5 protein-coding genes are annotated in these 8066 nt (G+C 42.2%); 2 read left to right on the forward strand and 3 right to left on the reverse strand.

Features of this window, described 5'->3' with window-relative positions; genetic code table 11:
* Window positions 1-433 precede the first annotated feature (433 nt).
* Window positions 434-3001 (forward strand): TonB-dependent siderophore receptor, encoded by a 2568-nt coding sequence (locus AN395_RS08170; RefSeq protein WP_054982651.1) that lies wholly within the window; start codon window positions 434-436, stop codon window positions 2999-3001.
* Between the two features lie 80 nt (window positions 3002-3081).
* Here the strand turns inward: AN395_RS08170 and AN395_RS08175 are convergent, their stop codons facing one another.
* From AN395_RS08175 to AN395_RS08185, 3 genes are all read right to left on the reverse strand, one after another.
* Complete coding sequence (locus AN395_RS08175; RefSeq protein ID WP_083901793.1) at window positions 3082-4125, reverse strand: branched-chain amino acid aminotransferase; 1044 nt, start codon at window positions 4123-4125, stop codon at window positions 3082-3084.
* A gap of 150 nt (window positions 4126-4275) precedes the next feature.
* Complete coding sequence (locus AN395_RS08180) at window positions 4276-5328, reverse strand: acyl-CoA desaturase (RefSeq protein ID WP_054982652.1); 1053 nt, start codon at window positions 5326-5328, stop codon at window positions 4276-4278.
* Window positions 5325-6368, reverse strand: coding sequence for a flavin reductase family protein (locus AN395_RS08185; protein WP_054982653.1), 1044 nt, complete (start codon window positions 6366-6368; stop codon window positions 5325-5327). Before AN395_RS08185 ends, AN395_RS08180 begins: the two co-directional genes overlap by 4 nt.
* Window positions 6369-6786: 418 nt before the next feature.
* Between AN395_RS08185 and AN395_RS08190 the strand changes: the two genes are divergently transcribed.
* Window positions 6787-7869 carry a PQQ-dependent sugar dehydrogenase gene (locus AN395_RS08190; RefSeq protein WP_235576560.1) on the forward strand — a complete coding sequence of 361 codons (1083 nt, stop codon included), beginning with the start codon at window positions 6787-6789 and terminating at the stop codon, window positions 7867-7869.
* Window positions 7870-8066 lie beyond the last annotated feature (197 nt).

The raw sequence follows: 8066 nt of genomic DNA on the forward strand, positions 1-8066 counted from the left end.
TTTATTATAAAAATCACTGGCAACCTTTTTAAACGCTATACAAATTTCAGCTTAAATAACCTGCTCTTTATATGTTAATTTATTTAACATACAAAAGGTGGGCTATACACTTAATTTAAAAAAACACTGAGTAACAGCCATTATTAAAGGCGTACACACTGCTCTTACCTGTTAACTAAAAGTAAACTTCATGGTTGGCAATTATTTTAAGCTCCATCAGTTACTTACAAACTCCTGCCTATTTATAGCTTTTACCTCATTTAGTCTTGTTAATTAAACCTTGTAACTATATACCCTTTAATTTTAATTGAATGTTATTCAATTGACTCATTTTGTTAATGCGGTTTATGTTCTCAAAGCAGCTCCATTAAAAAGTAGCAGCTATAAAAACAAAAACTTTAAATCAATGGGTGATCAGATGAGGATTAACAACATGAATAAAAGCCTTCCGTTTAGGTTAAATAACTTAAAAGTGAGTACAGCAGTGGCTGTGGGTGCATCGCTTTCGCTATTTGGTGCGTTTACTGCACACGCGGCACAGCAAACACCTCAAGTACAAGAAGATATAGAGCAAATTAGCGTAATTGGCTCACGCCGTTTAGGGCGCACAGTTGAAGACAGCGCCGTACCTATTGATATTATTGGCGCTGAGGCGCTTACCAGTTCAGGCCTTACGGAAACAAACGCACTACTGAGCAATTTGTTACCAAGTTTTAACTTTCCACAGGCATCGCTTACTGATGGCAGCGACCATGTACGCCCTGCACAACTTCGTGGTTTAGCACCCGATCATACCTTAGTGCTGGTTAATGGGAAGCGTCGTCATAGTAGCGCACTGCTTAATTTAAATGGCTCAACGGGGCGTGGCTCATCTTCTGTAGATTTAAATGCAATACCAGCTAATGCTATTGAACGCATTGAAGTTTTACGCGATGGCGCTGCGGCGCAATACGGCTCTGATGCTATAGCGGGTGTGATTAACATTGTACTTAAAAGCGCAAGCAGCGGCGGCTCCTTTGCGGCTATTTATGGGGCAAATGTCACCGAGATGGATGGTGTACCTCAGCTTGAATCGGTATCTGAGGGTAGCGATGGCAACCTAGCATTTACCGAAGGCGGCGATCGCTCTTTAACCGATGGGCAAACGCTTACTTTGCAAGGTAATATTGGTTTAGAGCTTGGTGATAATGGCTTTTTAAACATTTCGACTGAATACCGCGACCGCCACTCAACTAACCGTGCCGATTACGATCAACGCGAAAACTACGACCGATTAGAAGATGGCTCGCTCGACCCCCGCGAGTTTACAGTTAACCGCTATAACCATAACTTTGGTAATGGGGATGTAGAAGACCTATCGGTTTTTTATAATGCAGGTTATCAATTAACAAACGATGCAGATTTGTATTCATTTGGCTCTTACTCTAAACGTGAGGGTGAAGGCGCTGGTTTTTATAGACGCGCAAGCGATAGCCGTAATATAGTAGAAATATACCCCGACGGTTTTTTACCTGTGATCACCTCAGATATAAACGACTACTCACTCGCGTTAGGTGTTAAAGGCTTTATAAGTGATTGGAACTACGATGTATCGGCTGTGTATGGCGAAGATGCGTTTGAATTTGGTGTAACCAATAGTTTAAATACCTCATACGGCCCCACTAGCCAAACACGCTTTGATGCCGGTACGCTGACATACGATCAACTTACTTTAAATGTTGATTTAAGCCGCGAAGTGGATGTCAGCTTTTTAGAAAGCGCGGTAAGTGTTGCCATTGGGGCTGAGTACCGCACAGAAGGCTATCAAATAGAAGCTGGCGAAGAAGCCTCATACGCACAAGGCTCATTTGGCCCAGGTGGCGTAGTCACAGGCGAAGATGGCCCATTTGGTGCAGCAGGTGCGCAAGTATTTCCAGGCTTTACCCCCGAATCAGAAGGTGACAACAGCCGCCATAATGTAAGCTTTTACATAGACTTAGAAACCTACCTGACAGATGATTGGAATATAGCTGTGGCAGCCCGTTACGAGGATTACTCAGATTTTGGCGATACACTTAACGGCAAAATTGCAACGCGCTATTCGTTAACCGAAGATTTAGCCATACGCGCTTCAGCCTCAACAGGGTTTAGAGCACCTTCATTGCAACAGCAATATTTTACCTCGGTTGCTACCGTATTTGTTGATAGCGTTCCGACCGAAACCGGCACCTTTGCACCAAGCAGCGATGTAGCCAAAGCGCTTGGCTCACCGGGCCTTGATGCCGAAGAAGCCACTAACTACGGGGTTGGCTTTACTTGGTCTACCGATTTTAATTTCAGCTTATCGGTTGATTACTATCAAATACTAATTGATGACCGTATTGTTTTATCTAACAATTTATCGGGCGCAGCAATAGAAGAGTTACTAGCAGGTACGGGCGCTAACCAAGGCCGCTTTTTCTTAAACGCTATAGATAGTAAAACGCGTGGTGTTGATGTGGTTGCCTCGTACAACTTAATCACCGATGGCTATGGCGATATTGCCTTTAACTTAGGCTATAACTACGGCAAAAATGAAGTCACTGATATTATTGACCCGCCCGCTGAGCTGCAAGGCGCTGGGTTTGATCAAGACAACTTGTTCTCAGGTACAGAGCTGCGCCGCTTTGAAGTAAGCACCCCGCGCAATAAATACAATTTAAGTGCTACATGGACCCATCATGCGCTGCGTACCACACTTAGAACTACGCGTTATGGTGAAACCCAAGACCCTTCATCAACGCCTGAGCTAAACGAGGTATTAAAGCCTAAGTGGATCACTGATTTAGATGTAGCCTATGCCGCTACCGATAACCTAACGCTTAGTTTAGGTGCCAATAACATTTTTGATGTATACCCAGATCCTACCCGCGAAAATGTAGCAGAAGTCTCTACTTTTTCTCGCTTGTTTGCTTATTCGAGCTTTTCGCCCTACGGATTTAATGGCCGTTACGTGTATGGCAAAATAGAAATGAAGTTTTAAGCGCTAACCATTTCAGAATGTACTCAAAAACACAAAAGCCACCTAGTCGGTGGCTTTTTACTGCGAACTGCTCAAATCAATTAGATTTTAGTTAACCAGCCGTGTTTGTCTTCACTTTTACCCCATTGAATATCGTTCAATGCTTGGCGTAATCGCGCTGTTGTAGGGCCTGGCTCGCCACTGCCTACTTTGTATTCTTTATCGTTATGAATAAACGTGCCTACCGGCGTTAACACCGCAGCAGTGCCTGAAAGTGCAGCTTCTGTGCCTGGCTTTGCAGCACGCTCTAAAAGCTCGGTAACGCTAAAGTTACGCTCGCTTACTGTCATGCCTAAATCTTTTGCAATGGTTAAAATGCTATTACGGGTTACGCCATGTAAAAACGTGCTATCAAGCGCTTTGGTAATAATTTCGTTACCGTCAATAAGAATAAAGTTAGCAGCACCTGTTTCTTGTACGTCGCCGCCAGGGCAAAACAAGATTTGATCGGCTTGGTATTTTTCGCGTGCTGCGCTAATTGGTGCAAGTGCACTGGCGTAGTTACCGCCACTTTTTACCATGCCCATGTGCGGGGCACAGCGCATGCCATCTTCTTCAAGTAATACACGCAGTGCAGTAGCGCCGCCGGTAAAGTAATCGCCAACTGGCGATAAAAGTGTATATAACAACGAGCTCATTGACGGCGCAGCCGCTTTACCAATAGCAGCCTCTGTTCCTATGTGAGTTGGGCGAATGTACATAGAGCCTGGTGGTAATGGCGTTTCATCAGCATACTCTTTAACAATCTCGATAATCATGTCTTTTAGCATTTGACCGTCAAAGCTTGGTAAGCTTAACAACGCAGAGCTTTGCTGCATACGCGCAATGTTTGCATCTATTCTAAAAATATAAATAGAGCCATCTTCGTGGCGAAATGCTTTTAAGCCTTCAAAACACGTGCTTGAATAATGAAGGACGTGCGCGCCCGCATGAAGTTCAAGTTTATCGGAAGGGACGATTGAGCTTTCGCTCCATTGGTTATCAGAAAAACGAGCTTGAATCATCTGCGGCATAAACACGGTACCGAATGCGGCCATTTTAATCTCTCTTGTGTGGTCTATTTTTCTCCATTGTATGACATTCATGCATCATTTAACCATAGCAAAACTGAGGCTTTTTTAATTATCAAAAAGAATTTTTTGCAACTGCTGTTTATAAATTGGCCATATTGTTAAGCACATACAAAAAAGCCGATTAATGCACCTTCATTAATCGGCTTTTTAAAGGCACATTATTTATTTAAACGAGTACCTAATAATACGTTTTAATACCGAGCTATACTGTTTAAAAAAACCACCTGTATGATAATCAATACCGTGTTTTTGCATAACGGCTTGCACTTGCGGGGCCACTTCTTGATAGCGTGAGGAGGGCATATCTGGAAATAAGTGATGCTCAATTTGGCAACTTAAATGCCCAGTTAAAACATGAAACCAATGCGGGCCTTTAATATTTGATGAGCCTAAAACTTGGCGATAGTACCACTGCCCTTGCGTTTCGTTAATGCAGTCCTCTTGTTTAAAGGTTTCGGTGTCCTCGGTAAAGTGGCCACAAAAAATAATTGTTGAGGTCCATAAATTACGGATTAAATTTGCCAGTAAGTTGCCTGCTAATACCCATAAAAACAAAGGGCCTGCCAGTAAAGGAAATATCACATAATCTTTTATTAATTGGCGCGCACCTTTACTAAAAAAGCGCTGTTTTAGGGTAGAATGCGATACACCCCCTTCGCGGTTTTCTTTCTTTTTACCAATAAACACGCGTTCCGCTGCCAGCTCGTGATAAGACACCCCCCACTGAAACAGCACACTTAAATTAATATACGTAATAAACTGCCATACATTTTTTAAACGCCATTTAAAATCATTGCTTAAACGCAATAAACCATAACCAAAGTCTCTGTCTTTACCAATAATATTAGTATAGGTGTGGTGTTCAAAGTTATGTACGCGATGCCAGCTTTGCCCATCACACGCTATGTCCCACTCAAAATGTTGCGAGTTAAGCTGCTTGTCGTTCATCCAATCGTATTGGCCGTGCATAACATTGTGGCCAATTTCCATGTTGTCTAAAATTTTTGCCAGCGCTAATAACAGTACACCCGCAACCCATAAAAGTGGCTGAATAAAGCCCAGCATAAGTAAAATACGGCCACTCCACTCACATAGCCGCTGCTTTTTAACAACCGAGCGAATGTAGTTTGCATCTTGTTGCCCTACTTTGCCTAGCGTATCCATTTTTATGCTATCTAAATCGTGGGCTAACTGATCAAAGTTTATGTTTTTCATAGCTGTAACTCCAAGTCGCTAACAGGTTGACTTACACACAGTTGAATTAACTGCTCGCCGTTATCACTCAACTCACCAGTTTTTAAATTACGCACCACGCCTGACTTTTTAATGCACTGGCACTGGTGGCAAATACCAATGCCACACCCGCGTTTAACCGGTAATTGTTTTGCTTCAAACTGTGCTAACAATGCGTTATTAGCATTTACGACATGAGCGCTGCTATTAATCTGTACGTTAAACAGGCTGTCGTCATTTTGGCTTGGCAGCGTTAAACCAAATGCCTCCTGGTAGTAATTTAAATGGTGTTTTTTAGCAAAGTCACACACCGTTTTCATAAAGTTTGCAGGCCCACAGCAGTATATGTCTGGGTTTTCCCATACATTTACATGGCGAGTAATATCATCTGATTGCTCGCGTGTGAGCAGTAAAAACGAAAAATGCGAAAACTGGTTTGCTAATGCGCTTAGCTCGTCTACACATTGGTGTGCAGCGGCTTTGGCATAATAAATCAGCGATACTTTTTGTGTGGTATGTTTTAAATGCTCACTAATCATGGCAAGCATAGGTGTAATACCCGAGCCGCCCGCTATAAACGTTGCATTGTTTTGGGTGTTTTTATAAACAAAGTCGCCACTAGGCGCTGAAATATTGCACCACTCACCGACTCGTAAAGCACTGCTTAAAAGGCTTGTAAAACGCCCTTGCTCATTAGTTTTAATTAATAAACGCACCAAGCCCGTAGTTTTAAATTGCTCAGGGCTTGAGGCAACCGTAAAAACACGAGTTAATAAACGCCCGTTTATTTCTACCGTTAAACTAATATGTTGGCCAGCATTGTGTGCCTGCCAGTGCTGAGTAGGCTTTAAGGTAATACTTAAAAAATCACCATTGTGCTGCGTCAGCTCTTCTATTTTTGCTCTATAAAGACCAGCACGCCACGCAGGCTTAACCATTTGCATTATGGGCTCAATGTAGCCTGCAAAGCTTTGATGGTGTAAAAACCACTTCGAAAATTGGTCTAATACTTTAGTAATCATCACTATTAATCTCTTGGATATTAAATATTGAATTTGAACTTACATGTGTACGCTCAAACTTCAGCGCACAAGTGTACGCCCAAAAAAATTAATTTCAATAGTATTAGAGTAAATATTCAGTTTTTTAGCGCAATTTTTACGCAGCTCACTAATTTAAAGCGCTGCACTAAAGCCTCAATTAAGGTGTAATAAATAGCTGTTTAAAATATTAAAACCAGCCATACAGCACTGCGGGAAAACTCTTTATGATTGAAATATATATAGTTTTTATTAAAGCGCTACATTTAGCAAAATCATCAGCAGCATGCTAATGTAGGTATTACTTGCTTATTTATTGGACAGGACAACAACTGTGTTTTTACCAACAAAAACGATTGCTAAAACATTATCAACGGCGTTTATAGCTGTACTCGTTTCAATGCCAGTGGCAGCTGTAGATTACAAAACCCTTGATGTATTACCGCTCAATGTAAAGGCCGTCAGTGTGGCAAAAGGGGTAACTATCCCCTGGGCTATCGAGCCGTTAAGTAACGGTGATTTACTTATAACCGAGCGAAGCGGCACACTTTATTTACTGCCTAAAAACTCATCTAACTTAACTAAGCTCTCGGGTTTGCCACAAATTGATGCCAACGGGCAAGGCGGTTTACTTGATTTAGCCCTACATAGCGACGCAAACGATAACCAATGGCTTTACATAACTTACTCAAGTACCCAAGGCGCTAAAAGTGGCAGTAATACAGCCCTAATGCGCGCCAAGCTTAGTGACGATCGCACTGAACTTTTAAGCACACAATTACTATACAAAGGTGAGCATAACAGCACAAAAGGCCAGCACTACGGAAGCCGTATTGTGTTTGATAACCAAGGGTATGTTTACTTTTCGATTGGCGATCGCGGCTCGCGCGATAAAAACCCACAAGACTTAACCCGTGATGGTGGTAAAATTTATCGCTTACACGATGATGGCCGTATTCCTAAAGATAACCCGTTTGTAAATCAAAAAAGCGTTAAACACGCTATTTGGTCTTACGGACACCGTAACCCGCAAGGCATGTGGTTTGATAACCAAAATAATATTTTATGGTCTCACGAACACGGCCCACGCGGCGGCGATGAACTAAACATAATTAAAGCGGGCGCTAATTATGGCTGGCCGGTGGTTAGTTATGGGGTTAATTACAGCGATACGTCGTTTACCGACATACAAGAAAAAGACGGCATGCAATCGCCCGTACTGCATTGGACCCCCTCCATTGCCCCTTCTGACATGTTATTGGTTAGCAGCGATAAGTACCCGCAATTAAAAGGCAAGCTTTTGCTATCGTCTATGAAATTTTCGTTTTTAAGTGCACTGGAAATATCTAACAAAGGTGTTTCAAAGCAATATAAAATTTTAGAAGGGATAGGCCGCGTCCGCAGCTTAGCACAAGGCAGTGATGGCTATATTTACTTAGGCATTGACGGACAAGGAATTAAACGCCTTGAGCCTGAGCAATAAAACCGTTAGTAACCGCAGCATAGCAAATAATGCGTTTACCTTGTTTTTATATAACAAGGTAAACGCCCTACGGCTAAAAGAACTATTTAGCTCTTTGTAGCGTATGGTAATGCTAGGGCGTGTTGATCTTTGATGGTTGAATTTGCAGTAGTATGTTTGGTTTTTAGGCAAGGCAGAGCCTATGAAGTGTGGTTACT

Origin of the sequence: Pseudoalteromonas sp. P1-30 (assembly GCF_001400005.1) — a bacterium.
GTDB classification, from domain to species: domain Bacteria; phylum Pseudomonadota; class Gammaproteobacteria; order Enterobacterales; family Alteromonadaceae; genus Pseudoalteromonas; species Pseudoalteromonas atlantica.